The 22,983-nt window shown below is 65.8% G+C and carries 21 protein-coding genes; 3 read left to right on the forward strand and 18 right to left on the reverse strand.

The genetic code is table 11. The annotated features are described in order from the left end of the window. Nucleotides 1–27: 27 nt before the first annotated feature. From flhA to flhD, 16 genes are all read right to left on the reverse strand, one after another. Nucleotides 28–2,127 carry a flagellar biosynthesis protein FlhA gene (flhA, locus tag P5W99_RS14540; protein WP_421025030.1) on the reverse strand — a complete coding sequence of 700 codons (2,100 nt, stop codon included), beginning with the start codon at nucleotides 2,125–2,127 and terminating at the stop codon, nucleotides 28–30. Next, nucleotides 2,124–3,431: a flagellar biosynthesis protein FlhB gene (flhB, locus tag P5W99_RS14545; RefSeq protein ID WP_434661246.1), complete on the reverse strand. Its 1,308-nt coding sequence runs from the start codon at nucleotides 3,429–3,431 to the stop codon at nucleotides 2,124–2,126. Before flhB ends, flhA begins: the two co-directional genes overlap by 4 nt. Nucleotides 3,432–3,692: 261 nt before the next feature. Next, nucleotides 3,693–4,991: a DUF3443 domain-containing protein gene (locus tag P5W99_RS14550; protein WP_421073911.1), complete on the reverse strand. Its 1,299-nt coding sequence runs from the start codon at nucleotides 4,989–4,991 to the stop codon at nucleotides 3,693–3,695. Nucleotides 4,992–5,014: 23 nt separating this feature from the next. Next, complete coding sequence (locus tag P5W99_RS14555; RefSeq protein ID WP_421025290.1) at nucleotides 5,015–5,518, reverse strand: DUF2844 domain-containing protein; 504 nt, start codon at nucleotides 5,516–5,518, stop codon at nucleotides 5,015–5,017. Between the two features lie 305 nt (nucleotides 5,519–5,823). Continuing rightward, nucleotides 5,824–6,522 (reverse strand): protein phosphatase CheZ, encoded by a 699-nt coding sequence (cheZ, locus tag P5W99_RS14560; RefSeq protein WP_421025291.1) that lies wholly within the window; start codon nucleotides 6,520–6,522, stop codon nucleotides 5,824–5,826. A 55-nt stretch (nucleotides 6,523–6,577) separates the two neighbouring features. Beyond that, nucleotides 6,578–6,973, reverse strand: a complete 396-nt coding sequence (gene cheY, locus P5W99_RS14565) for a chemotaxis response regulator CheY (RefSeq protein ID WP_421025032.1) — start codon at nucleotides 6,971–6,973, stop codon at nucleotides 6,578–6,580. 69 nt (nucleotides 6,974–7,042) lie between these two features. Beyond that, nucleotides 7,043–8,194 (reverse strand): protein-glutamate methylesterase/protein-glutamine glutaminase, encoded by a 1,152-nt coding sequence (locus P5W99_RS14570; RefSeq protein ID WP_434662610.1) that lies wholly within the window; start codon nucleotides 8,192–8,194, stop codon nucleotides 7,043–7,045. Nucleotides 8,195–8,199: 5 nt separating this feature from the next. Then, complete coding sequence (gene cheD, locus P5W99_RS14575; protein ID WP_421025033.1) at nucleotides 8,200–9,003, reverse strand: chemoreceptor glutamine deamidase CheD; 804 nt, start codon at nucleotides 9,001–9,003, stop codon at nucleotides 8,200–8,202. Beyond that, nucleotides 9,000–9,899, reverse strand: a complete 900-nt coding sequence (locus P5W99_RS14580; RefSeq protein WP_421025293.1) for a CheR family methyltransferase — start codon at nucleotides 9,897–9,899, stop codon at nucleotides 9,000–9,002. The genes cheD and P5W99_RS14580 overlap by 4 nt, the downstream gene beginning before the upstream one ends. A 269-nt stretch (nucleotides 9,900–10,168) precedes the next feature. After that, on the reverse strand, nucleotides 10,169–11,989 hold the full coding sequence (locus tag P5W99_RS14585) for a methyl-accepting chemotaxis protein (protein WP_434661249.1): 1,821 nt from the start codon (nucleotides 11,987–11,989) through the stop codon (nucleotides 10,169–10,171). Nucleotides 11,990–12,052: 63 nt separating this feature from the next. Then, nucleotides 12,053–12,592: a chemotaxis protein CheW gene (locus tag P5W99_RS14590; RefSeq protein ID WP_421025035.1), complete on the reverse strand. Its 540-nt coding sequence runs from the start codon at nucleotides 12,590–12,592 to the stop codon at nucleotides 12,053–12,055. Between the two features lie 52 nt (nucleotides 12,593–12,644). Further along, entirely contained in the window at nucleotides 12,645–14,927 is a 2,283-nt protein-coding gene (cheA, locus tag P5W99_RS14595; RefSeq protein ID WP_434661251.1) for a chemotaxis protein CheA, read from the reverse strand. 112 nt (nucleotides 14,928–15,039) lie between these two features. After that, complete coding sequence (locus P5W99_RS14600) at nucleotides 15,040–15,414, reverse strand: response regulator (RefSeq protein ID WP_421025037.1); 375 nt, start codon at nucleotides 15,412–15,414, stop codon at nucleotides 15,040–15,042. Between the two features lie 75 nt (nucleotides 15,415–15,489). Continuing rightward, on the reverse strand, nucleotides 15,490–16,590 hold the full coding sequence (motB, locus tag P5W99_RS14605) for a flagellar motor protein MotB (RefSeq protein ID WP_421025038.1): 1,101 nt from the start codon (nucleotides 16,588–16,590) through the stop codon (nucleotides 15,490–15,492). A 78-nt stretch (nucleotides 16,591–16,668) separates the two neighbouring features. Then, complete coding sequence (gene motA, locus P5W99_RS14610) at nucleotides 16,669–17,529, reverse strand: flagellar motor stator protein MotA (RefSeq protein WP_421025039.1); 861 nt, start codon at nucleotides 17,527–17,529, stop codon at nucleotides 16,669–16,671. A 214-nt stretch (nucleotides 17,530–17,743) separates the two neighbouring features. Beyond that, a complete protein-coding gene (flhD, locus tag P5W99_RS14615) occupies nucleotides 17,744–18,061 on the reverse strand; it encodes a flagellar transcriptional regulator FlhD (protein ID WP_421025040.1) in 318 nt (105 codons plus the stop codon). A 569-nt stretch (nucleotides 18,062–18,630) separates the two neighbouring features. Here flhD and P5W99_RS14620 point away from each other — a divergent pair. After that, on the forward strand, nucleotides 18,631–19,698 hold the full coding sequence (locus tag P5W99_RS14620) for a glycosyltransferase family 4 protein (RefSeq protein ID WP_421025041.1): 1,068 nt from the start codon (nucleotides 18,631–18,633) through the stop codon (nucleotides 19,696–19,698). Between the two features lie 213 nt (nucleotides 19,699–19,911). Here P5W99_RS14620 and P5W99_RS14625 read toward each other — a convergent pair whose 3' ends face one another. After that, nucleotides 19,912–20,208 carry an H-NS histone family protein gene (locus P5W99_RS14625; RefSeq protein ID WP_421025042.1) on the reverse strand — a complete coding sequence of 99 codons (297 nt, stop codon included), beginning with the start codon at nucleotides 20,206–20,208 and terminating at the stop codon, nucleotides 19,912–19,914. 287 nt (nucleotides 20,209–20,495) lie between these two features. Between P5W99_RS14625 and aqpZ the strand changes: the two genes are divergently transcribed. Beyond that, on the forward strand, nucleotides 20,496–21,242 hold the full coding sequence (gene aqpZ / locus P5W99_RS14630) for an aquaporin Z (RefSeq protein WP_421044794.1): 747 nt from the start codon (nucleotides 20,496–20,498) through the stop codon (nucleotides 21,240–21,242). A gap of 239 nt (nucleotides 21,243–21,481) precedes the next feature. Continuing rightward, a complete protein-coding gene (locus P5W99_RS14635; RefSeq protein ID WP_434661253.1) occupies nucleotides 21,482–22,114 on the forward strand; it encodes a histidine phosphatase family protein in 633 nt (210 codons plus the stop codon). A 25-nt stretch (nucleotides 22,115–22,139) separates the two neighbouring features. On the opposite strand, the gene P5W99_RS14640 is transcribed toward P5W99_RS14635, so the two are convergent. After that, a complete protein-coding gene (locus tag P5W99_RS14640; protein WP_434661254.1) occupies nucleotides 22,140–22,964 on the reverse strand; it encodes a Cof-type HAD-IIB family hydrolase in 825 nt (274 codons plus the stop codon). Nucleotides 22,965–22,983 lie beyond the last annotated feature (19 nt).

Raw genomic sequence — 22,983 nt, forward strand, 5'->3', positions numbered from 1 at the left:
GTTTTGACGCCTCGCCCCCTCAGCTCATCACCCCGCCCCCACCACATTCACCACCCGCACATTGCGCGTATCCGGCACCTCGGCATACGAAAGCACCTTCAACTGCGGCAGACTGCGGCGCAAAAAGCGCGAGAGCATCGGCCGCAGCGCATGCTGCACGAGCAGCACGGGCGCAAGTCCCAACGCCTGCTGACGTCCCATCGCCATTTCGGTCTGCGTGAGCAGCGTATGCGCGAGACCCGGCTCCAGCCCGGGGTTCGGTCCCGAGGTCAGCGTCTGCGAAAGCACGCGTTCGAGATTGGCGTCGAGCCCCATCACCTGCATGTCCGCATTGCCGGGGAACCACTGCTGCGTGATCGCGCGGCCCAGCGAGATGCGCACCGCCGCCGTGAGGTCGTGTGCGTCGGGCATGCGCGGCGCATGCTCCGCGAGCGACTCCATGATCGTGCGCATGTCGCGGATCGGCACGCCCTCTTCCAGCAGGTTTTGCAGCACCTTCTGCAAGGTCGTGAGCGCCAGCACCTTTGGCACGAGGTCGTCCACGAGCGAGGGCGTGTCCTTCTGCACGCGCTCGATCAGCGCCTGCACTTCGCGGCGGCCCAGCAATTCGGCCGCGTGCGTCACCACGAGGTGATTGAGGTGCGTCGCCACCACGGTGCTCGAATCGACCACCGTGTAGCCGAACACCTGGGCCTGCTCGCGCATGTTCGAATCGATCCAGATCGCGGGCAGCCCGAACGCCGGGTCGGTGGTCGGCGTGCCGGGCACCACCGCGCTCACCTGCCCCGGATTGATCGCGAGCCACTGGCCCGGGAACGCCTCGCCCGAGCCCACTTCCACGCCCTTTAGCGCGATGCGGTAAGCGTTCGGGCGCAACTCCAGGTTGTCGCGGATGTGAATGACCGGCGGCAGGAAGCCGATTTCCTGCGCGAACTTCTTGCGGATGCTCTTGATGCGCTTGAGCAGCTCGCCGTCGGTGTTCTTGTCGACGAGCGGAATGATGCGGTAGCCCACTTCGAGCCCGAGCGTGTCGATGAGCGCCACGTCGTCCCAGCTCGCCTCGGCGTTCTCGACGGGCGCGGCGGCAGCCGGCAGCACGTCCGCGAGCACGGCGCTGGCCTTTTTCGCCTCGGCGCTCTTTTTCATCACGCGGCCAAGCTGGATCGCGCCCCCGCCCAGCAGCAAGAATGCGAAGTGCGGCATGCCCGGAATCATGCCCATCATGAGGATGATCGCGCCGGTGATCATCAGCACGCGCGGGTTCGTGAACAGCTGGCCGGTGAGTTGCGTGCCGATGTCCTCATTGGTCGCCACGCGCGAGACGATCACGCCCGCGGCCGTCGAGATCACGAGCGACGGAATCTGGGCGACGAGACCATCGCCGATCGTCAGCAGCGTATAGGTCTCGCCCGCCGAGGCGAACGGCATGCCGTGCTGCACCACGCCCACGATCAGCCCGCCGATGATGTTGATCGCCATGATCAGGAGGCCCGCGATGGCGTCGCCGCGCACGAACTTGCTCGCGCCGTCCATCGAGCCGTAGAACTCGGCTTCCTGGGCGATCTCGGTGCGGCGCTTGCGCGCGGCTTCCTCGTTGATGAGGCCCGCGTTCAAGTCGGCGTCGATCGCCATCTGCTTGCCGGGCATGGCGTCGAGCGTGAAGCGCGCCGACACTTCGGCGATCCGCCCCGCGCCCTTCGTGATCACCATGAAGTTGATCACCATGAGGATCACGAACACCACGATACCCACGGCGAAATTGCCGCCCACGAGGAAGTGGCCGAACGATTCGATCACTTTGCCGGCCGCGTCGGGGCCGGTGTGGCCTTCGAGCAGCACGACGCGCGTGGAGGCCACGTTCAGCGAGAGGCGCAACAGCGTGGAGAACAGCAGCACGCTCGGGAACGCCGCGAAGTCGAGCGGCTTCATGGTGTACATGCTGACGAGCAGCACCATCACCGATAGCGCGATGTTGAAGGTGAACAGCAGATCCAGCAGGAACGGCGGCAGCGGCAGGATCATCATGCCGAGGATCATGCAGATCAGGATCGGTCCGGCGAGCGCGCGCAGATTCGTGCCTTGCAGCACGTCCGGGCGCCGCGCGAGGAAACCGGTGCGGGCGTTCATTCTGTGGCTCCTTCGTTGCCGTTGCGGGCGTCGTTGCGCGTGTCATCGCGATTCGCGCCGTGGGCGGGGTTCGATGCTGTGCTTGATGCGGTGTTTTGTGCGCTGCCGCTGGCCGCGCGCTCCTCGGGCGAGAGCGCTTCGTCCGCTTCCTCGGCGGCGTCTTCGTCGCTCACCGCGCCCTTGTCCAGTTCCGGCGGCACGTCGAGGTCGGTGGGCGCCATCGGCACATCGCCGCCGTGCTCGCGAAAGCGCTTGAGCTGATAGACCCACGCGAGCACCTGCGCGACCGCGCCATACAGCGGGCCGGGAATCTCGCGATTGATGTCGACGTTGTAATAGAGCGCGCGCGCCAGCGGCGGCGCTTCGAGCAGCGGCACGTTGTGCTCGGCGGCGAGCTCGCGGATGCGCGCGGCCACGAGGTTCACGCCCTTGGCGACCACCCTGGGCGCGCGCATTTCGCCGTCGGCGTACTGGAGCGCGACGGCGAAGTGCGTCGGATTGGTCACCACCACGTCGGCCTTGGGCACCTGCGCCATCATGCGGCGGCGCGCCATGGCGCGCTGCTGCTGGCGAATGCGGCCCTTCACGTGCGGGTCGCCTTCATTCTCGCGGTGCTCGCGCTTCACTTCTTCCTTGGTCATGCGCAGCTTGCGGTGATACGACCAGAGCTGATACGGCACGTCGATGGCGGCCACCACGAACATGCCGGCGACGGTCGTGCCGCAGCACACGGCAATCAGATGAAGGGCGTCGGCGAACGCGCGCGGCGGCGGCTGCATGGCGAGACCGAGAATTTCGTCGCGCCGCATCCACAGCGCCGATCCGCCGATGCCGCCCACCACGAGCGTCTTCGCGATCGACATGCCAAGCTGGATCGGCCCGTTCACCGAGAAGATGCGTCCAAGCCCCGACACCGGATTGAGGCGACTGAACTTCATCTCCAGGGATTTGGTCGAGAACAGCCAGCCGCCCAGCGCCATGGGCGCGAGCAGCGCGGCGGCGCCGGTCAACAGGAGCACGGGCAAGAGCGCGACGAGACCTTCGCGCGCGGCCACGCCGGCGCCCGTGAGCATGCGCTTCGTCTCGAACGCGCCCGCGTGGTTGAAGGTGAGCGCGCCGCGCAGCATCGTCTGCAAATGCTCGCCGATGGTGCCCGACAGCATCCACGCGCCGAAACACCCCGCCGAGAGCAGCGCGAACGTGGAAAGCTCCCGCGAACGCGCGACCTGCCCCTCCTCACGCGCCTTTTCGAGGCGCTTGGGAGTGGCTGATTCGGTTTTTTCGAGGTCGCTGTCCTCTGCCACGGATGCTCCGGTCGCGGCGCACGCACACCCGCCACCCCTGCGGTGACGGCGCACGCCCTTTTTCAGTGAGAGCGATTATTGCCTCGGGGCGCAAGCGGCGATTGGCGGATCAGGACGGGGAAACCGGGGTAGTTCGGGAGATGGGGTGGCCGGGGGGCGGCACGAGGGTCAGTACGAAGGCGGCACGAGGGCCAGGGCGAGGCAGGCATGCGCGCCCGCCGCAGCAGCGGCGGACGCGCGGCAAATGCGCGTCAGAACACGTCAGAACGCGACGTAGGGCGCCTGGCCATAACCGTAATACACGTAACGTCCGTAGAAGAACGGCAAGCCGAGGTCGAGGTTCGCGTTCGACCCGAACGCGCCGGCGAGATCGTTGAGCGCGAAATTGGAGCCGCTATTGAGCAGCGCCGCTGCGCTCACCACGTTGAAGCTCACGTTGCTCGACACGTTGTTCTTGTCGGTGAGCGTCGCGCTGAGCGTGAGCGGCTTGGCCGGGCAGTAGAACGTGCCGAGATTGCCGCCGCACTGCGCAATGCCGCTATCGGCGAAGAACAGGCCGTTCGAGCCCGAGTCGAGGAACGCGTACCGCACCGCGTGGCCGTTATACGTGCCGGTCATGTTGCCCGACCCGTCGGTAGCGAAACGCTGCACCGAGGTGGGTATTGCGTTGTTCGACTGCGTGCCGATGCCGAACACCAGCGTGCCCGTGGCGGAGGCCTGGCCGTTGTTGGAGATGGGCGGCATCTGCAGGATCACGCCGTTTTTGTCGACGGGAAAGTGCGCGACGGGATTGGCCACCTGGTTGTTCAGCGCGACGGCCGTGTTCGCGCAGTTGTTGCTGGTGGTGCCGTTGGGACATGCGTAATAGAAGCCGTTCTGCACGGAATTCGCGCAGCCCGAGCCGCAGTCCCACGGCGCGACGCCGATGCCGAGAATGCCGTTCGCGCCGAGCGCCTGCACCGAGTTCTGCGACGGGCCGATGCTCGAACAGTTCGTTGGGACCGTGGACGTGGCGAGATCGCCGATCACCTGAATCGGAATGTTGCCGGCCGTCTCGCTGCCGATCTGTACGTCGGCGCTTCGCACCGTGCCCCAGGTGTAGCCGTCGGCGAACCCCGTGCACTCGGCGAGCGTCGCGCCGTTGCTGGTGGTCAGCGGCAACGTGCTATTGAGGCTGTCGAGCGCCGAGCTGACCACGCGCAGTCCGAACGAGGCCGTGTCTACCTGAATATTGTCGACGATCTGGCAAGTGCCGGTGTTCGGCACGCAGATCTTCACGCTCACCGTGGGGATATTGGGCACATTGCCGGTGATGCCCCGGTTCACGGTCACGGCCACAGTATTCGAGGCGGTGGCGGCGATGGGCTGCTGCTGCGGACCCGCGGGCAACGACGAGGTGTCGCCGCTGCCCCCGGCGCTGGAGCCTGCGCCGGAGCCGCCAGAGCCGCCACCACCGCCGCCGCACGCGGCGAGGCCCGCTGTCAGCGCGAACAGCACGGCAAAAAGAAAAGCACGCGGCTCGCGCAGGGCGCGAACGAAGGCGCCGGGGATTCCGTGGATGGACACGTTTGGCCTCCCGTTCGTTATTGGATGTCGGACGTGCTGACACCGGCCGGCAGCGCCTGCGGCAGCCACGCCTCGCCGGAGAAGGCGCCCATGTGGCCGCCCGAGTGCACGACGAGGCCGCTGCTCTCGACCGCGCCGGGGCCACGCACGCCTCTCGCGCGATTGGCTTGCACGCCGGAAACGTATTGCGGGAAATAGTTGCCGAGCAGCGTCGCGAGGTCGGGCGGCTGCGGCCCGTTCCACGCCACGCCGAACACCATGCCTGCCTGCGAGACGTACTCGCGCACGACGATGCCGTTCGCGAGCGTGGTCTGCTTCACGGTGTACGACGCGGCCGTGCTGCCGGCAGCGGAAGCCGGGGATGCCGCGCTGGCCGGCGCCGCCTGGCGCACGACCGCGGATGCAGCCCCCTGTCCAGCCGGGCTGGTGGCGGCATCCGGAACCGTGACGCTCGCGCCCTGCGGCGTGCTCATGGGCGCGCCGCCCAGCGCGGCGCTGGCCGGCTGCGCGATTCCCCACATGCCGATTGCGCACACGAGCGCCACGGCAAGACGCGATGTCGAAGGCGCACTGGACGCGCCCGGCGTAGCCGGCGCCACAGTTGCAACGGTGGATGCGTGCGGATACAAGGTGGTCCTCCCTCTCCCGGTCGCGCATTTCTCGGCGCGCCGTGGCGGCAATGAGTTAGCAGGCCCTAGTATGCCTGCGCGAAATGACATTCGGGAGCTAGCCGTCCGACCAGGCTGGCGCGCCGTCGTGCAGGCCGGGGGAGGCCATGCAAGCGGCAAGCAGCCTGAAAGGCGATGCAGGAGGCCGCCGCCTCCCGCTAGAACCCGAGGCTCGCGAGCAGGTCGTCCACCTGGGCCTGATCCTGCATCACGTCGGCCTTGCCCTCGGGATCGATCTGCGGGCCGTTCAGGAGGGCCTCGGGGCTGCCCGTGCCGCTGGCCGTCTCCGCGAGCAGCGCGGCATTCGCCGCGAACTGCTCGCGCCGCTCCGGCGCGATGTTCTCGACCAGCACCGTCAGCAGTTGCTGCTCGATCAGATAGACCACGTCCATGATCTTCTTGATCACCTGACCGGTCAGGTCCTGGAAGTCCTGCGCGAGCATGATTTCGAGCAGCTGCTGGCTGGTCGCCGACGTGGACTGCGGCACGCCTTCCAGAAACTGGCGCGTGTCGTCCATCAGCGCGCGCACTTCCTCGCGGCCGATCGGCGCGTCGTACCACGTGGCCCAGCGCGCCGAGAGTTCTTTGGCATCGCTTTCGAGCTGCACCTGCATCGGCTTGGCCACCTCGATCGCGGACAGCACGCGCTCGGCGGCCTGCTCCGTCATGTTCGCGACGTAGCGCAGCCGGTCGCGCGCGTCGGGCACGGCTTCGGCCGCGCGCTCCACGTGCTTGTCGAGGCCGAGCTCGCGCATGGAGTCGCGCAGCGTGCGCGTGAGCTGGCCGATGCGCGCGAGGATGCGGTCCGAAGCGAGCTCGCCGGTCTCGGCGTCGCTCTGCGGCACGGCGGACGGCACTTCGGGTTGCCCTTCGGGCGGCACGGCGGGCTGCACGTCGGTGAACTCGTTCACGTCAGCTCCCGGCCTTCGCCATCTTTTCGAGAATCTTGTTGAGCTTCTCATCGAGTGTCGCCGCCGTGAACGGCTTCACCACGTAACCGCTCGCGCCCGCCTGCGCCGCAGCGATGATGTTTTCCTTCTTCGATTCCGCCGTCACCATCAGCACCGGCAAGTGCGAAAGCGCCGCGTCGGCGCGGATCGCCTTGAGCATCGCGAGGCCGTCCAGGTTCGGCATGTTCCAGTCGGAAATCACGAAATCGTAGCCGCCGCTGCGCAGGCGCGTGAGACCCGCTGCGCCGTCCTCGGCTTCATCGACGTTCGAATAGCCCAGCTCCTTGAGCAGGTTGCGGACGATCCGGCGCATCGTCGGAAAGTCGTCCACCACCAGAATCTTCATTCCCTTATCCATCGCGTTTCCTTCCTCTAAACCAAAATTTCTCTACATGCACGAGCCCGCGCCCGGCATGCCCTGCAGGTACTACACGCGCTGCACCCGCTCGCCCATGCTGGCGAGGCGCAGCATCACGCGGCGGCTCATTTCGGCGAGCGGCGCGATCTCGTCGGCGGCGCCCATCGCAATCGCCTCGCGCGGCATGCCGAACACGATGCAGCTCGCCTCGTCCTGCGCCAGCGTGAACGCGCCCGCCTGGCGCATTTCCAGCAGGCCCGCCGCGCCGTCACGGCCCATGCCCGTGAGAATCACGCCGATCGCGTTCTTGCCCGCGTGCAGCGCCGCCGAGCGGAACAGCACGTCCACCGACGGCCGATGCCGGTTCACCGGCGGCGCGTCGGACAGATGGGCGATGTAGTTCGCGCCGCTTCTCGCGAGCAGCAAATGCGCGTGGCCCGGCGCGATGTAGGCGTGGCCGGGCAGCACGCGCTCGCCGTGCTCCGCTTCCTTCACGGTGATGCGGCACAGGCCGTTCAGGCGCTGCGCGAACGACTTCGTGAAGCCCGGCGGCATGTGCTGCGCGATGAGCACGGCCGGCGCGTCGGGCGGCAGCGGCTGGAGCACTTCGCGGATGGCTTCGGTGCCGCCCGTCGACGCCCCGACGATCACCAGCTTCTCGGTGGAGACGAGCGGATTGTTGAGCATCGGCGCGGCGTGAAGCGGCGCGTGCGGGTGAGCACCATGAGCGCCGGCGGCATGGGCCGCCTGCGCGGCGGCGCCCGAAGCCGCCGTCGCCGCGGCAGTTCCGGCAGCCGGCGCGCGCGCCGCCGGACGCACGCGCGCGCGCGAAGCGGCGCGGATCTTGTCGGCGAGCTTTTCGGCGTAGTCGAGCATGCCGTCGCGAATGCCCACCTTCGGCTTGGTCACGAAGTCGACCGCACCCAGCTCCAGCGCGCGCAGCGTGATTTCGTTGCCGCGCTCGGTGAGCGAGGACACCATCACGACCGGCATCGGCCGCAGGCGCATGAGCTTCTCGAGGAAGTCGAGCCCGTCCATGCGCGGCATCTCGACGTCGAGCGTGAGCACGTCGGGGTTGTGCTGCTTGATGAGCTCGCGCGCCACGAGCGGATCGGGCGCGGTGGCGACGACGGTCATGTCCGGCTGGCCGTTGATGATCTCCGTCATCAGGCTGCGGATCAGCGCCGAGTCGTCGACGCATAGAACCTTGATTTTCTGCACAGTGTTCACGCCTCCTCCACTGTCCTGGCGTTGTCTTGAGCGGATGGCCGCACCGCCGGCGCGCTTGCACCGAACAGCTCGATACGCGCGCGCGCCGGCGGCGGCGATGATGAAAACGCGGCAGCCGTGCCCGGCGCAGTGCCCGCACTCGCCGCGCCGCCGCTGCGCAGGCCGAACAGCTCCACGCGCGCGCGGGCCCGCGCGAGCCGTTCGGCCCGAGCTTCCGGTGTTTGCTGCGCGAGTAGCTGCTCGCGCTCGGCCACGCTCGACTCCTGCGAGAGGCGCAGCTTCTTGACCATGACCTGGCCCGTGCGCGGCAGGAACGCGACCTTGCGCGGGTGCGAGCCCTGCAAGTCCTCGGCGACGATGCGGATGCTCTCGGTGGCCAGATAGCGGCGCACGAACGCGGAGTTGCGGTCGCCGATATTCATGGTCGTCATGCCCGCGAGCACGGCTGCGCCGCCAAACACCTTGGCTTCGAAGCGCTCGCGCCGTCCGCCCGCCTTGATCAGCTCGTTGATGAGCACTTCCATCGCATAGGCGCCGTAGCGCATCGCATCGGAAGCGGCCGGCAGCGCGCCGGCGCCATTCCCCGCATCGGCGCCGTCGTCGGGCAGCATGAAGTGATTCATGCCGCCGATGCCCGCCGTGCGGTCCTGAATGCAGGCGGCCACGCACGAACCGAGCACGGTGACGAGCACCATGTCTTCGCCGGTGGTGAAAAATTCGTTGGGCAGCAGCTTCACGCCAGGACGCTGGAAGTGCGAGTCGAAATAGCGGTTGGCCGCGATCGGCAGGCGCGCGCTCATGCGATGGCTCCGACCGGTTCGGCCTTCGCGCCGTGACGCGAACTCGCCGCCGCACCTGCACTCGCGGCGCGCTCGTACACGGTCTGACCGCGCAGGCGGAACGCCTGCGTCACGTACGTGAAGTTTTCCGAATGACCCGCGAACAGCAGGCCGTCCGGCTTTATCAGCGGCTCGAAGCGCGCGAGCACCTGGGCCTGGGTCGGCTTGTCGAAGTAGATCATCACATTGCGGCAGAAGATGGCGTCGAACGCCGTGCGCAAGCCGTAGTCCGCATCGGTGAGATTCAGTTGCTCGAAGCGGATCATCTGCCGCAATTCCGGGCGCACTTTCACGAGCCCCGCATGCCCGCCCGTGCCCTTGAGGAAGAAGCGTTTCAGGCGTTCCTGCGAGAGATGCTTCACCTGATCGAATGCGTACACGCCCGCTTGCGCCTTCGCGAGCACCTGGGTGTCGAGATCGGTGGCGAGCACGCGCGCCTCGCGTGCAGCGCGCTCGCCGAGCGCTTCGACCAGCGTCATCGCAATCGAGTACGGCTCCTCGCCCGTCGAGGCCGCCGAGCACCACACCGAAACCTGCGAGCGGCGCTGAACGAAATCGGCGAGGATCGGAAAGTGATGCGCCTCGCGAAAGAACGCCGTGAGATTGGTGGTGAGCGCGTTGGTGAACGCTTCCCACTCGCTAGCGTCGTTGCGCTGCTCGAGGTCGTCGAGATACGCGCGAAAGCTCTCGTGCCCGAGCGCGCGCAAGCGCCGCGCGAGACGGCTGTATGCCATGTCGCGCTTGTGGTCCGAAAGCGAAATGCCCGCGCGGCGGTGGATCAGCGCGCGAATGCGCTCGAAGTCCGCCGGGGTGAAATCGAAATCGCGTGAGCCGCCTTCTCCCGAGATGCCCGGCATGCCTGGCGCGCGCGCGGCATCGCCACGCTCGACGCGCTCGGCCCGGTCCGTGCGCGCGGCGCCGGAAAAACGCCGCGCCTTCATGCTGCGGCTCCTGCGGCCACGCCCGCCTGCAATGCGCCCGGCGCGCGCGCGGCGTGCAGCGCCCGCGCTGCCGCGCGGGCCACACAGGCCGCCCCGCGGTGCGAATCTTGCCGTCCTTGTGCGCTCATGTGCATTGCCTTGTTCGTTTCAACGTATTTCCACGTAGTCGTGCCGGGACGAGTTGCTCAGAACGTTTCCCAGTCGGCATCGTCCTGCACGGACGCCGTGGCGACTGCCGCTTGCGGCTCGACGCGCGCGGCGCCGGCCGGCTTGGACTGCGGCTTCGCTGCGCTGGCCGGCTTCGCGCCGGAACTCGCTCGCGCCGTGCCGCCAGCCATCGGCGGCGTGTGCTTCACCGCCGCAGCAGCCGTCGGCGCCGTTTTGGGCTCGACCTTCACGGCGTGCGCGCCCGCTGCGCGCCCCTGCACATCGTGACCGCCCGCATGAGCGCTCCCATTCGTGCGCCACGTCCCCAGCACGGCCTGCAAATTGCGCGTCTGCTCTTCGAGCGATGCCGCCGCAGCCGCCGCCTCTTCCACCAGCGCCGCGTTCTGCTGCGTGACGGTGTCCATCTGCGTGACGGCGCGATTCACCTGCTCGATGCCGCCCGACTGCTCCTCCGAAGCCGCGCTGATCTCTCCCATGATGTCGGTCACGCGGCGCACGGCCTGAAGGATTTCCTCCATCGTCGTGCCTGCGCGGCCCACCAGGTCCGAGCCGCTCTGCACCTTCTGCGCCGAGTCGTTGATGAGTTCCTTGATTTCCTTCGCCGCACTCGCGCTGCGCTGCGCGAGGCTGCGCACTTCGCCCGCGACTACCGCGAAGCCGCGCCCCTGCTCGCCCGCGCGCGCCGCTTCCACGGCCGCATTGAGCGCGAGAATGTTGGTCTGGAACGCAATGCCCTCGATCACGCTGATGATGTCCACGATCTTCGCCGAGCTCGCGGCGATGTCCTGCATCGTGTCGACGACTTCGCCCACCACCACGCCGCCGCGCGTGGCGATGTCCGACGCGTTGACGGCGAGCTGGCTCGCCTGGCGCGCGTTCTCGGCGTTCTGGCGCACGGTGCCGGTGAGCTGCTCCATGCTCGACGCCGTCTCTTGCAGCGAGGCGGCCTGCTGCTCGGTGCGCTGCGAGAGGTCGGTGTTGCCCATGGCGATCTCGCGCGCGCCCACGTCGATGGAGCCCGCGCCCGTGTGCACGGCGGACACCAGCGTGACGAGGCTTTCCTGCATGCGCTTGATGCCCGCGAAGAGACGCCCGATCTCGTTCTTGCTGTACACGTCGATGCGCTCGGTGAGGTCGCCGTGCGCGATGCGCTCGAACGCCTGCACCGCATCTTCGAGCGGCTGCACGATGAGGCCGCGCAGCGCGAAGCGGATCGCCACCACGAGCACGAGCGCCACTGCGATCGCCACCGCGATCAGCGTGCGCATGAGCGAGATTTGCGCGCGCGCGTTTTGCTCGCGCGCCTGGGCGCCGTCCTGCAACTGCTGCGCGATCGGCGCGGCCGAGTTGTCGTAGTCGACGAACATCGGGCTGATCTTCGTGCGGGCGATGGCCTGATACGCGGCGATATCGTTTGCGCGCAGCGCCGCGAGTTCGGGCTGCACGCCTTCTTGCAGCAAGGTCGCGTGCTTTGCGTTGAGCGTGTCGAGCGCCGCTGCTTCGATGCCGTGCTTGGACGCGGCCTCGAAGGCCTTCCACGCTTCGTTGGACTTGCCGAGCAGATATTCGGCGCGCTCGACGACCTTTTTCGCCTCGTCGCCCTGACCTGCTTCGTTGAGCGAGTTGGCGCGGTCGAACGAGACGCGCGCGCGCAGCAGATACGACGACGAATCGCTGAGCGCATGCATCGCGACGAGGTCGCCGCGCGCGATCGTGGCGAGCGACTCGCTCGCGTTGCCGAGCGCGTACAGCCCGAGCGCGCCGACGAGGCCCGTCAGTGCCAACAAAATGAACGCAACGCCCGTGAGCGTCGTGCGAATCGACCACCTGTGCAACATCTCGTGTGCTCCTGTCCTGTGTGGCGTTTGCGGGCTGCGGTTGTGGGTGCCGCGTGGTCGCCTTTAAGCGCCGAGCGTTTCGATCAGCGCCATCTCGCGGCTCGTCATGAGCTTTTCGATGTCCATCAGGATCAGCATGCGGCCTTCCACGGTGCCGAGTCCCGTGAGGTACTCGGTCGTGAGCGTCGCGCCGAATTCGGGCGCGGGCATGATCTGGTCCGTTTGCAGCGTGAGCACGTCGGACACGCCGTCCACCACCATGCCCACCACGCGATGCGCGACGTTCAGGATGATCACGACGGTCTGATGGTCGTACTCGACGCGGCCCAGATGAAACTTGATGCGCATGTCCACGATCGGCACGATGATGCCGCGCAGATTGATCACGCCCTTGATGAACTCGGGCGCGTTCGCGATGCGCGTCACGCTCTCGTAGCCGCGAATCTCCTGCACCTTGAGAATGTCGATGCCGTACTCTTCCGCGCCCAGCGTGAAGACGAGGAATTCCTGGCCGCCTGCATCGGCTTGCTGCGCGTCGCGGCGGTGCGCACCGGCTGCGGCGCCTGCTGCGCCGCTGCCATGGATGGATTGGACTTCTGCCACGTTAGCCCCTGAACGGTTGGGAAATGATTGGTTGATCCGGACTGCGGTGCGTTTAGGCGAATTCAGCAAACGCCCCTGCATTTCTAGCCGTATTTCTGGCCACATTCGCGGCCGCATGCGCGCCCACGCTCACGCCGTGCGAAGCACGCGTTTCGCGGTTGAGCGCGGCCACGTCGACGATCAGCGCGACGCTGCCGTCGCCGAGGATGGTCGCCGCCGAGATGCCATGCACCTTGCGATAGTTCGTTTCGAGGTTTTTGACCACGACCTGCTGCTGGCCCACCAGCTCGTCGATGAGCATCGCGAAGCGCCGGCCCTCGGTCTCCATGATGGTGACGATGCCCTGGGTGGGATCCGTGCGCGCGCCTTCCACGTTGAACACGTCGTGCAGCGCCACGAGCGGCAGATATTCGCCGCGCACGCGCACCACGCGGTCGCCGTTGGTGACGGTGTAGATATCCTCGTGGCGCGGCTGCAGCGACTCCATCACGAAGTTCAGCGGCAAAATGAAGATCTCGCTGCCGACCTTCACCGACATGCCGTCGAGAATCGCCAGCGTGAGCGGCAGCACGATGCGCGTCGTGGTGCCCTTGCCAGCGTGCGAGGTGATCTCCACGTGGCCGCCCATCGACTGGATGTTGCGCTTCACCACGTCCATGCCCACCCCGCGGCCCGACACGTCCGTGACCTGGTCGGCGGTCGAGAAGCCCGGCATGAAGATGAGATTCCAGACCTCTTCGTCGGTCATCGTTTCGCTCACCTGCATGCCCTGCTTGATCGCCTTCGCGAGAATCTTGTCGCGGCGCAGGCCCGCGCCGTCGTCGCTCACCTCGATCACGATGTTGCCGCCGTGATGCGCGGCGGAGAGCACGAGCTGGCCGGTGCCGTCCTTGCCCGCGGCGCGGCGCGCCTCCACGGTTTCGATGCCGTGGTCGAGCGAGTTGCGCACGAGGTGCGTGAGCGGGTCGATGATGCGTTCGATGAGGCTCTTGTCGAGCTCGGTCGCCTGGCCGAACGTGACCAGCTCCACTTGCTTGCCGAGCTTCGCGGCGAGGTCGCGCACGAGACGCGGGAAGCGGCTGAACACGTAGTCCATCGGCATCATGCGGATCGACATCACCGCTTCCTGCAAGTCGCGCGCATTGCGCTCGAGTTGCGCCATGCCGTTGAAGAGGCGGTCGTGCAGCGCCGGGTCGAAGCTGCTGGTGGTTTCCGCGAGCATCGCCTGGGTGATGACGAGCTCGCCCACCAGATTGATGAGCTGATCGACCTTCTCCACGCCTACGCGAATCGAGCTGCCCTCGGTCGATACCGCCGATGCGGCGGCTGCCGCGCGCGGCTTGCGGTCGTTGTCGGCAGGTGCGGCGGCTGCAGCAGACGCGGCAGGAGCCGCAGCCGGCGTTGCTGCAGCGGGCGCGGGCGCTTCGGCTTGCACTTGCAGCGGCGCCGGTGCCGCCGTCGCTTGCGGCTCTGGCTCGAGCACCGCCGCGGGCGCGGCAACCGCGCTCGACTGCACGGCGGGCGCGGCCACGGGCGTGCCGCGCCCGATCACGATCTGGCTTTCGTCGATCACGAAGCAGCACACGGCGACGATGTCGTCGGCGGGCACATCGGTTTCGAGCCACAGCGTGAGGTCGTCGCCGGTCTTCACCTGGCCGAGAATCCGGCCCAGATTGCCGAGCTCTTCGGCGAGCAGCGCCTGGTCCTTCGCGTCCACGCGGCGCAGCGTGATGCGCAGGTGCGGACCATCGGCTCCCGCCGGCGCGGCGGCTATCGCTTCATCCACGACATGCTCGGGCGCGCCGCCCATCGCCGCGGGCAGGTTCGCTTCGAACGCGGCGTCGAGATCCTCTTCGGAATCGCCGGCGGCCGCGGGCGCGGCCGAAGCAACCGCGGCAGCCGGCGCAGGCACAGCCGCAGCAGCAGCCGGCGCGGCCAGGCCACGGCTTTCCGCATACAACTGCTCGAGCTTCGCACGCACGGCAGCAGCCGCCGACGCATCGGGCTCGGTGCTCGCGCGGTAGGCCGCGAGCTGATCGGAGAGCACGTCCTTCGTTTCGAGGAACGTGTCGATCATGTCCTTGCGCAGCACGAGTTCGCGGTTGCGCGCGCGATCGAGCAGCGACTCCAGAATGTGGGTCGTCTCGGTGAGCGCCGTGAAGCCGAACGTCGCCGCGCCGCCCTTGATCGAGTGCGCCGCGCGAAAGATCGCCGCGAGATCCTCGGGATCGGGCTGGCCGACGTTCAGGTTCAGGAGAAGCTGCTCCATCTGCGCGAGCAGCTCGTCCGCCTCGTCGAAGAACGTTTGATAGAACTGTGTGATGTCGAGAGTCATTGCTCTTTCACCGCGATGTGTGTGGCCGGAGCGTGGCGCTGGCGTGCGTACTTCATGTATCCGCTCATGGGGTTGCTCATTGGCCCGCTCGTTGGTCCACTCATTGGTCCACTCATTGGTCAACTTCGCCGAGCGCGCTCGCCAGGTCGACGAGCAGCTCGGGGTCCACCGGCTTTTCGATCCAGCCCGTCGCGCCCGCGTCGCGCACCGCCGCCTTGAAGCCTTCGTCCGACTCCGTGGTCAGCACCAGGATTGGCGTTTCTTGATACGACGGGTTCGCGCGCAGCCGCTTGATCAGGTCGAGCCCGCCCATGCGCGGCATGTACAGATCGGTGAGCACCAGATCGAAACGCTGCGCGAGCGCGTGCTCGAGCCCGTCTTCGCCGTCGTTGGCCACCGTCACCTCGTAACCTGCCGAGCCGAACGCCGCACACAGGATCTCCCGCATGGACGCCGAATCGTCGATTGCCAGAATATTTCTGATCATCCCTTCCTCGTTCGCGCGCTGCTTTGCTGGTCACTGCGCTGCTCATGCGCTGGCGCCGTTCGTTATTCCCCGCCGTTATTCCCGTGCTTCGGCCGGCGACGGCGGCGCCACGGCCTGCGTCACCGGCGCGAGCTTCACGCCGGCCGGCGCGGTGCCGGGCAATGGCGTCTGCGCCGGCACCCGCGCGGCCGGCATATTCGCCGGGCCGCCCGAACCCGGCACGAGTCCGGGCAACAGCGTCTTGCCCGAGCCCGCTGCGTCGTCGGAAAGCGTGGTGGTCGTGGTGTCGTCGCGCGTCAGCGCGTCTTCCGACTTCCGGTTGAGCACGATGATGCTGATGCGGCGGTTCTCCGGATCGAGCGGATCGGCCTTGTTCAGGTTCTGCGTGGAAGCGAGGCCCAGCACGCGCAGCACCTTCGACTCGTCCATGCCGCCCGCGATCAGCTCGCGGCGCGACGCGTTCGCGCGGTCCGCCGAAAGCTCCCAGTTGCTGTAGCCGCGCTCGCCGCCCGCATAGGGCACGGCGTCGGTGTGGCCCTGCACGACGATGCGGTTGGGCACGTCGTTCAGCGTCTTGCCGATCGCCTGCAGGATGTCGCGCATATACGGCTCGACCACATCGTGCGCGGTCGCGAACATCGGCCGCTTCTGCGAATCGACGATCTCGATGCGCAGGCCCTGCAGCGTGGAGTCGATGCGGATCTGCTGCCGGAACTGGCGCAACACCGGGTTCGCTTCGATGGCGGCCATCAGCTTGACTTGCAGGTCGTGCAGGCGCACCTGCTCCTGGCGCTCGAGCGAGCCTTGCAGCTTGTTCTGCGCCTGGTCGTCGGCGTGCGCGACGGCGCGGTCCGCGTGCGCCCTGACGCCATCGCTGCGGCGCGTGACGCCCTGCTCCTGCGAGGAGATATCGCGCCCGCCGCCCTTCACGATGCTCGAATCCTCGGCGCTGCGATCGCCGCCCCACAGGGTGACCTTGAGCGGCTGATTGAAGTAGTCGGCAATGCCGCGCAACTGCACCGTCGAGGCCGACGAAAGCAGCCACATCAGCAGGAAGAACGCCATCATCGCGGTCATGAAGTCCGCATAGGCGAGCTTCCATGCGCCGCCGTGATGGCCGCCCTTTTTCGGCGCGACGCGCTTCACCACGATGGCGCGATCCTTGTTGGCGCTCATCGGCCGCCTCCCGTCTTCATCGCCTGAACCTGTTGCTTCATGATTGCCGCCGCCCTCGTTTCAATTCGCATGTCGAATTTATTTCGCCTTCACGCGGCGCACGTGCTCTTCGAGCTCCGTGAACGACGGACGCTCGGTCGAGTACAGCACCTTGCGGCCGAACTCGACGGCAATCGCCGGCGCGTAGCCGTTCAGGCTCGCGAGGATCGTGACCTTGATGCACTGGAACATCTTGGTGGACTCGGCCACGCGCTGCTCGGCGAGGCTCGCGAGCGGGCCGATGAGGCCATACGAAAGCAGAATGCCGAGGAAGGTGCCCACCAGCGCCTGGGCGATCATTTCGCCGAGCACCGCAGGCGGCTTGTCGGCGGAAGCCATGGTGTGCACCACGCCCATCACCGCCGCGACGATGCCGAACGCCGGCATCGCGTCGCCCACCTTCGAGAGCGCGTGCGCGGGCCCTTCGCCCTCGGCGTGATGCGTCTCGATCTCCTCGTCCATGAGGCTTTCGATTTCGAACGCATTCATGTTGCCGCCGACCATGAGCCGCAGGTAGTCGGTGAGAAATTCGACGATGTGATGGTCGGCCAGGATCTTCGGGTACTGCGTGAAGATCGGGCTTTTCTGCGGATCGTCGATATCGGCTTCGAGCGTGAGCGTGCCCTCCTTGCGCGCCTTCGCGAGCAGGACGTAGAGCAGCGCGAGCAGCTCCATGTACACATCCTTGTTGTACTTGGCGCCTTTGAAGAGCGTAGGCAGGACGCGCAGCGTCGCCTTGATCGTCTTCATGCCGTTGCCAAGGATGAACGCGCCGATACCCGCGCCGCCAATCATCAACAGCTCCATCGGCTGCATGAGCGCCGCCAGATGACCGCCCTCCAGCGCGTAGCCGCCGAAGACGCAGACGATCGTCACGAGTGTTCCCACGATAATCAGCACTGCCGGGTCCTCACTGGAAAATTGCGCCGCGAACCGCCATCGGCCCGCGCCCTTGATTGGGTTTACGGCACCGGCGCGAAAAACTTTGAGAACGGGCAGACGCGCGTTTTCCGCGCGTGCAAACGTTTGAAGGTCGGATTTGAAGGCCGGAGTTTGAGGGTCGGTTTGGAATGCCGCGCGCAACGGCACAGCCGGAAGGGCGCGAGCCGCCGGTTCAGTCGGCCTGATCGGCGCTTTGAGCGGCCATGAGCATGGCCGAATGGATCTGCGCGGCTTTGCCCTTTTCGGCCAGTGCGCTCAGGATGACGTGCTCGTCGAAGCGGAAACGGCACAGGAGCTGGCTGGAGGCGGCGAGCCGCACGGTCTGCGCAGCCGTGAGCCGGGTCAGCACGTCGGCCAGCGGCTCCGAAATGCCCATGCGAAACATGCCCGCGGCCCGGTCCTCGCCCAGCAGCCGTTGCGCGAGCAACAGGTACGACAGATTCACTTCATTGATCTCGCTGAGCATGTCGCTTGGCGTCGTCGCGCTCATGGAATCCCCCGAATTCGAAACGTAGCGGCTGGTCAGGCCTGTAACGGAAACGTTTGCTCGTTCGGCATCAGGCGCACGACAAGCCGAACGGCCCGTTGAGTGGTCGTCCACGCATTGTGGCGAGGGTGCTGACAAATGGAAATCGGACGAATGCCGCGACGCGATGCAAGAAAAACTTTCCTTTTTATGTAGGAATTTTTCTGACAAAGGAAAAGGGGACAAGCCGGAAGGCGATTCGAATGATGCTTTTCAGATATTTTCGCCAAACTTCTATCGATTATAAAAGCCTTTTCACCGATGCGTAATAAATCTCCTTACGGGGTCTGACCACATTGATCGGCCAGGCACGCGAATTGCGGCATGCCGCGCTCTCGCGCGTCACGCTTGCAATGGGTGCTTACAGGCGGTGTTTCCCGCTGTAACAACATTAAGTGATTGCAAAACAACTCGTATTGCCGATTCGAATGTCCATAATCGACCTCAGGGATAACCCGACACCGAAACACCTGACCGCGCACCTTGCCCTGTCAGTCGCACGTCACGCGGCATTTGCCAAGGAGATCTAGCCAATGCGAATCGCACAAATCGCGCCACTTTACGAAGCCGTTCCGCCCAAGCTTTATGGCGGCACCGAGCGCGTCGTGTCCTATCTGACCGAAGCGCTGGTCGACCTCGGCCATGACGTGACGCTGTTCGCCAGCGGCGATTCGGTCACCACGGCAAAACTCGAAGCGGCATGGCCGCGCGCGCTGCGTCTGGACCCGACGATCCGCGACGCGCTCGCCCCGCACATCGTCCTGCTCGAGCGCGTGCGCCGCATGGCGCACGAGTTCGACGTGCTGCACTTTCACCTCGACTATCTGCCGTTCCCGCTGTTCTCGACGCTCGATACGCCGTTCGTGACGACACTGCATGGCCGTCTCGACCTGCCCGAACTGCAGCCGGTGTTCGACTCGTTCTCCGAGGCGCCTGTCATTTCGATTTCGGATTCGCAGCGCCAGCCGCTCTCCCAGGCCAACTGGCTGAACACGATCTATCACGGCCTGCCGAAGAATCTGCTCACGCCGCAAACGAGCCGCAAGCCCGAGTACCTCGCATTCCTCGGCCGCATCTGCCCGGAAAAGCGCGTGGACACCGCGATCAGGATCGCCGCGCTCTCGGGCCTGCCGCTGAAGATCGCCGCGAAGGTGGACAAAGTCGACCAGGACTACTTCAAGACCGAGATCGAGCCGTTGCTGTCGCAGGCACACGTGGAGTTCGTGGGCGAAATCAACGAAGCGCAGAAACCCGAGTTCCTCTCCGGCGCGAAGGCACTGCTGTTCCCGATCGACTGGTCCGAGCCGTTCGGCCTCGTGATGATCGAGGCGATGGCATGCGGCACGCCCGTGGTTGCGTTCAACCGCGGCTCTGTGCCCGAAGTGATCGATCCTGGTGTGACCGGCTTTATCTGCGAAGACGTGCAGGGCGCCGTGGGGGCGCTGCAGAATATTGATTCTCTTTCACGCGAAGCCATTCGCGCACAGTTCGAGCAGCGCTTCACCTCGCACACCATGGCCAGTAATTATGTCGAAAGCTATTCGGCGCTGATCGAAGCCACGCGTCGCCCGGTGCTTCGCCGTGTTGCAGCCGCAGGATGAATGCGCCAAGCGCCTTACATTAAGATAAAAAGTCAAAAAAAGGCTGCGCGAATCGTTTGCGTACAATGCAATAGCACGACTATTGGCCGCTAAAAAAGAGCCGCATGTTACATGCGGCTCTTTTTATCTGGATACGCAAATGCGCGTGGCCAGTCTCTTGTGGCACGCGTAGCCGTGCGGCATTGCTCAAGCTGACATTTGCATGACGTCCAGTCAGGCGATCAAATAACGTTCGCGATTCTTGCCCGCGATCCATTTGGGCGGCTTTCCGCGCCCGCTCCAGGTTGCGCCGGTCTTGGGATCCTGATAGCGCGGGGGCAGCGGAGCCTTCTTGGGCGGGCGTCCGCGCCTTGCCGCTGCCGCAAAGCCAAGGTCCTGGGCAGACAGACCATACTCGACAATTTTCTCGCGGATCATTGCGATGACGTCCGCGATTTCGGTGCGCCGTGCATCTTCGGCCTGCGCCTGGAGTTTGGCGATCTGCGCCTTGAGTTCTGAATATTGTGACATTTGTCTCTCCCCTTCATTGTCAATCTAGCTGACTCGAAACGAGATTAGACGCAAATAACAGAATTAGCAATCGATGCTAATACTGTTTTATCGGGATATTGTGGCATTTAACGATTGCCCTCTGGAAGCGGCATTCGATAGGCATCTACCGCAATAATAAGAGCAATTACTTCGGAATTGACAATCGTTGACACCCGCGCTTTTCACGAATCCCTAGAATCGGGCCTCTCCTGGTGCCGTCATTTTTTATTCGGCGCCCGTCAAAGACCTTTTCGAGGCATCGCGAAATGCACTTATCCAAACGACTTCTTGCCGAGTTCTTCGGCACCTTCTGGCTCGTGCTCGGCGGCTGCGGCAGCGCCGTGCTTGCCGCTCATTTCGACGGCCCGGTGCAGGGGCTCGGCATCGGCTTCGTGGGCGTCGCGCTCGCGTTCGGCCTGACGGTGCTCACCATGGCCTTCGCCATCGGCCATATTTCGGGCTGCCATCTGAATCCCGCGGTGAGCGTCGGGCTCATGGTCGCCGGCCGCTTTCCGGCACGCGATCTCGTGCCGTACGTGGTAGCGCAGGTGATCGGCGCCACGCTCGGCGCGGCCGCGCTCGCATGCATCGCCACCGGCAAGCCGGGTTTCGATCTCGTCGCGAGCGGCTTCGCCACCAACGGCTACGGCGATCATTCACCGGGCCACTACACGCTGGTCGCGGCGTTCGTCTGCGAAGTCGTGATGACGGCGTTTTTCCTGTTCGTAATCCTCGGCTCGACCGACAAGCGCGCGCCCGCAGGCTTCGCGCCGATCGCCATCGGCCTGTGCCTCACGCTCATCCACCTGATCTCGATCCCGGTCACCAATACGTCCGTGAACCCGGCGCGCTCGACCGGCCCGGCGCTCTTCGTGGGTGGCGAGGCGATCTCGCAACTCTGGCTGTTCTGGGTCGCGCCGATCATCGGTGCGGCGATCGCCGGCCTCGTCTATCCGATGATTGCGGGCCGCCGCGAAGCCGTCGCTGAAGCGCCGGCTCGCGCGCACGCATAACAGGCCTCGCGCGGTCTGGCCACACGGGCGCTTCGGCGCCCGCTTTTGCGTGGGCGTTGCGTTTGCGCTCCGTCATGGCCACGCAAGGCGGGGCAAGCGGCGCTGCTAGAATCGGGCGATTCCATCACCCCGAATTCGAGGCGCACCGCATGAAGCGTTCAGGACATTCGCCGGACCGCCTCGCCGTATCGAGAGTACGCGCCGCATTCGCGCCTCGTCGCATCAGGCGCAAAGCGGCGATGCTGGCAACGCTGTTCGCACTCGCGAGCGGCTTGCTCGCGAGTGCGGGCACGGCGTGCGCTGAAAACGCGCAGGATATCGAAACACTGGTGTTCGTGCGTCACGGCGAAAAGCCCGACGAAGGGCTCGGCCAGCTCAACTGCAAGGGCTTGAACCGGGCGCTCGCGCTGCCCGCCGTGATTGCCGCAAAGTACGGCAAGCCCGATGCGATCTACGCGCCCGACCCGGGCCAGCAGAAAGACGACCACGGGCAACACTATTACTATGTGCGCCCGCTCGCGACCGTCGAGCCCACGGCCATCCAGTTCGGCCTGCCGATTCAGACGCCGTTTGGCTATGCCCAGAGCGATGCGCTAGAGAAAGCGCTGCTCGATCCGGCGTGGCGCGGCCGCACGTTGCTGGTCGGATGGGAACATCGAGAAATCGAGACGCTCGTGCGCAAGATCGTGGCCGAGCACGGCGGGCAAGCGTCCGACGTGCCCAAATGGAAGAGCACGGATTTCGATAGCATCTATGTGATACGCATTGACTGGAGTGCAGACGCGCCGCGCGCACGCTTCAGCCACGATCGCGAAGGGCTCGATGGCCGCTCGGACGAATGCCCGTGCGCGGCGCTTGCCCCCACGCAATAAGCGCAGGCGGCCAGATTAGCGTGAGCTAGCGCGCCAGCTCGTCGTCCAGCGCGAAGAGCTTGCGCAGGTGATGGGCAACGCCCGCTTCGAAGTTATTGCCGATGCGCGGCACCTGGGGCAGGCGCGCGATCAGGTCGGGATTGGCGTTGTTCATCATGAACGGATGGCCCGCCGTTTCGAGCAGGTCGATATCGTTCATGTTGTCGCCGAACGCTACGCACCGCGCGACATCGACATTCAGACGGTCGAGCACGACGCGCAGCGCGCGCCCCTTGGACACGCCGGCAACCATCACTTCGAGACAATCGGGCAAGGAGTAGGTGATATAGAGCGCGTCGCCAAACTCGCGCTCGAGACTGCGCTGAACCTCAGCAAGGTCGGCCGGGTCGCCGATATAGAGCGCCTTGGCAACGCCCGCACCGCCGATCGCACCCAGATTCTCGGTCACGCGGTAGGTGAAGCCCGAATCCTGATGGTAAGCGAGCAGTTCTGGCGCATCGCGGTCGATGAACCACTCTCGGTCCGTGAAAAGACTCACGATTAAGCGGCCATGCGCACCCACCGTGTCCGGCGCGACAAGTCGGTGAACCACCGGCTCGGGCAGGTCGCTCGCGTGGATCAGCGCGTCGTCCGGACCATGCACGCGCGCGCCGTTCGAGGTGATCAGATACGCGGGAACCCCGAGCAGGCCGCGAATGCTCGCCACGTCGCAATAATGGCGGCCGGTCGCGATGATGAACTGCAAGCCTTGCCCGTTGAGCTTGTTGAACGTGGCAACCGTGAACGGATCCAGTTGATGGTCGGCGTTGAGCAGCGTTCCGTCGAGATCGGTTGCAATGACCTTGTACATGGCGATTCGGTGGCTGGGG

The organism is Paraburkholderia sp. A3BS-1L (assembly GCF_051125215.1).
Classification (GTDB): Bacteria; Pseudomonadota; Gammaproteobacteria; order Burkholderiales; family Burkholderiaceae; genus Paraburkholderia.

Excerpts from the sequence above, each read along its gene's own strand:
- flhA (WP_421025030.1), bottom strand. The coding sequence starts at position 2,127 with ATGAACGCCCGCACCGGTTTCCTCGCGCGGCGCCCGGACGTGCTGCAA.
- P5W99_RS14555 (WP_421025290.1), bottom strand. The coding sequence starts at position 5,518 with ATGTGGGGAATCGCGCAGCCGGCCAGCGCCGCGCTGGGCGGCGCGCCC.
- cheY (WP_421025032.1), bottom strand. The coding sequence starts at position 6,973 with ATGGATAAGGGAATGAAGATTCTGGTGGTGGACGACTTTCCGACGATG.
- cheD (WP_421025033.1), bottom strand. The coding sequence starts at position 9,003 with ATGAGCGCGCGCCTGCCGATCGCGGCCAACCGCTATTTCGACTCGCAC.
- P5W99_RS14580 (WP_421025293.1), bottom strand. The coding sequence starts at position 9,899 with ATGCCGGGCATCTCGGGAGAAGGCGGCTCACGCGATTTCGATTTCACC.
- P5W99_RS14585 (WP_434661249.1), bottom strand. The coding sequence starts at position 11,989 with ATGTTGCACAGGTGGTCGATTCGCACGACGCTCACGGGCGTTGCGTTC.
- cheA (WP_434661251.1), bottom strand. The coding sequence starts at position 14,927 with ATGACTCTCGACATCACACAGTTCTATCAAACGTTCTTCGACGAGGCG.
- P5W99_RS14600 (WP_421025037.1), bottom strand. The coding sequence starts at position 15,414 with ATGATCAGAAATATTCTGGCAATCGACGATTCGGCGTCCATGCGGGAG.
- motB (WP_421025038.1), bottom strand. The coding sequence starts at position 16,590 with ATGAGCGCCAACAAGGATCGCGCCATCGTGGTGAAGCGCGTCGCGCCG.
- flhD (WP_421025040.1), bottom strand. The coding sequence starts at position 18,061 with ATGAGCGCGACGACGCCAAGCGACATGCTCAGCGAGATCAATGAAGTG.
- P5W99_RS14620 (WP_421025041.1), top strand. The coding sequence starts at position 18,631 with ATGCGAATCGCACAAATCGCGCCACTTTACGAAGCCGTTCCGCCCAAG.
- P5W99_RS14625 (WP_421025042.1), bottom strand. The coding sequence starts at position 20,208 with ATGTCACAATATTCAGAACTCAAGGCGCAGATCGCCAAACTCCAGGCG.
- aqpZ (WP_421044794.1), top strand. The coding sequence starts at position 20,496 with ATGCACTTATCCAAACGACTTCTTGCCGAGTTCTTCGGCACCTTCTGG.
- P5W99_RS14635 (WP_434661253.1), top strand. The coding sequence starts at position 21,482 with ATGCTGGCAACGCTGTTCGCACTCGCGAGCGGCTTGCTCGCGAGTGCG.
- P5W99_RS14640 (WP_434661254.1), bottom strand. The coding sequence starts at position 22,964 with ATGTACAAGGTCATTGCAACCGATCTCGACGGAACGCTGCTCAACGCC.